Here is a 1,873-nt window from a genome sequence, read left to right on the forward strand (position 1 = left end):
GCGAAAAAAAGATGACGCTAGTATGCGTCGATATCCGGAGGCGGTAGCAGGGTAATCGTTTGAAAGTATTTCATGATTGGTTGAGGCCAATCCGGTCTGCGGTTTTTCGCTAGCGTGAACGGGATTGAAATCTACTCAAGGGGGATTGAAATCTATTGCGGCGATATTCCTTGCATTGCCTGCGCCCGGTAAGGGGACGTATGCTGTAGCCGCCAGCACTCAATGTGCGGCGGGAGTGTCGCGAAGCGTTGCTCGACTGTGTTCGGCTGTATTCACTTCGCTCGGCACTGGGAACGATAGGTAAATGGATTGCGTCGTGATACGAAAGAACCCCAACGGCGATCTGCCGGTTATTCACCAGAGCGCGTTCGTGGACCCGACGGCAATTATTTGCGGCCGGGTGGTGGTCCATGAGAATGTGTTTATCGGGCCCTATGCCGTCATACGGGCAGACGAGGTGGGACCGGATGGTGGCATGCAGCCAATTGTCATTGGCGCGAATTCGAATATCCAGGACGGGGTAATCATTCACTCCCGTGCGGGGGGCTCCGTGGTGATCGGTGCGGGCACCTCGATCGCGCACCGCGCCATTGTCCACGGTCCGTGCGATGTGGGGCATCGCGTATTCATTGGGTTCAACAGTGTTTTGTACAACTGTTCGATCGGCGATGACTGCGTTGTGCGGCATAACGCAGTGGTGGACGGATGCCGGCTGCCGCGCGGTTTCCATGTCCCCTCGACGGAGCGGATCGGACCAGGAACGGACCTGCAGCTGATTCCGCGTGTGACCGCGGATGTGGCTGAGTTTTCTGAAGATGTGGCGCGTACGAACAACCAGTTTGTTACTGGCTACAAACGCATACAGAACGAGCTGTAGATGGATGGATTCGCTTGCGAGCGGGGGAGGTTGTATTGAAAGAAGGCAGAGGCGGGAAATCGGCAGGTAGTTCGAAGAGGAACCCGGCGGGCTTATCGGATCGCGTGGCGATCTTCGATCTCGATGGGACGATCATTGACGCCGCCCCCGACATGGCAGCGGGAATCAACGGCTTGCTTCGCGCACGCGGCTTGCCGCCCCTGCAGCTGGCGGAGGCTACGCCCTTGTTGGGGGATGGCCTCCGGGTTTTCGCGGCGCGTGCGTTTCGGCTGCGCCGGTCTGAGATCACGGAGGGCGAGGTCGCGGCCTTCGTGGATGGGTATGTCCAGGCGCCCATCCTTGAGACCAGGCTTTATCCGGATGTCGCCAGGACACTCGGCGCGCTTCGGGAAGCCGGCTGGCGGATGGTGCTATGTACCAACAAAGTGGAAGTTGCCGCTTGCAGCATCCTCAGGGAGCTTGGCGTGCTGCCCTATTTCGACGCGATTTGTGGAGGAGATACGGTGGCATTCTGCAAGCCGGACCCGCGGCACATTGAGCAGGCATTGGCGCGCGCCAGGCTTCTTCACCGTCCGGCTGTGATGGTTGGAGACAATCGAGCGGATGTCGCCGCTGCGCAAGCCTACGGCATGCCCTCCGTCTTCGCCGCCTGGGGTTACGGCCGGCCGGATATGGGCAGAGGTGCAACGAAGGTTGCAGGGCGTTTTGACGAACTACCCGGATTGATGTCGGCGGCGCTGATCGGCTGGACATCGGGCTGAAAGCAGGGATTGCGGCGCAATATCCTCCCTCCGGGCCCGAGACGCAACAAGTGCGAGTGCGTTTGCCAGGGCAGTGGCTTTCGCTGCCGGGCCGGTTATAGGGATCGCCCCGACGCGTGCATCCGCTCGCGTTCGGGAGCGGCCCAGGACATGGACCGCCGTTCGATCGAATGCCGATGCCACCGCTGGCTGCCGCTTTCTCGCGGGAGACTAGCGGTATGTTGCCTGTTTTGCC

General features: G+C 60.2%; 2 protein-coding genes. Both read left to right on the forward strand.

The window, feature by feature from the left end; genetic code table 11:
* Window positions 1-316: 316 nt before the first annotated feature.
* On the forward strand, window positions 317-877 hold the full coding sequence (locus P3W85_RS27820; RefSeq protein ID WP_035811728.1) for a carbonate dehydratase: 561 nt from the start codon (window positions 317-319) through the stop codon (window positions 875-877).
* Between the two features lie 104 nt (window positions 878-981).
* On the forward strand, window positions 982-1,638 hold the full coding sequence (locus tag P3W85_RS27825; protein ID WP_276267128.1) for an HAD family hydrolase: 657 nt from the start codon (window positions 982-984) through the stop codon (window positions 1,636-1,638).
* The last annotated feature ends 235 nt before the right edge of the window (window positions 1,639-1,873 follow it).

It is taken from the genome of Cupriavidus basilensis (genome assembly GCF_029335485.1).
Taxonomy (GTDB): Bacteria; Pseudomonadota; Gammaproteobacteria; order Burkholderiales; family Burkholderiaceae; genus Cupriavidus; species Cupriavidus basilensis_E.